Annotated in this window: 1 protein-coding gene; it reads left to right on the forward strand. The window is 35.0% G+C overall.

Features of this window, described 5'->3' with window-relative positions; genetic code table 11:
* Positions 1-37: 37 nt before the first annotated feature.
* Positions 38-323 (forward strand): hypothetical protein (locus R0K30_RS21435; protein ID WP_410612804.1); only part of this gene is annotated, 286 nt, incomplete at its 3' end.

Raw genomic sequence — 323 nt, forward strand, 5'->3', positions numbered from 1 at the left:
GCCCGATACGCTTAATTTGGTTTTATAAGGAAATGCTATGAAACCGTTACTTGCGGCACCAGAACAAGTTATAAAAGAGAATGCTGTTTTTGTTGAACTGGCAATACAGTATTTTGAAAATAAGGATTGGGACAATTTAAACAAAATCCCAGTAATGATTGACCAAAATGGTAAAACCATAAGTTGCTTTGGCGATAACACATGGGATTTAACGCACTACGTAGATGCAAAAATTGTTTCTAAAAAACGCGCCTCATTTACACATTTAACAACCATTTCGCTATTACAAGAACAAAAGTTACTCGCATTCCTTGCTTTATTTG

It is taken from the genome of Bacillus sp. SIMBA_154, from assembly GCF_046536015.1.
Lineage (GTDB): Bacteria > Bacillota > Bacilli > Bacillales > Bacillaceae > Bacillus > Bacillus pumilus_P.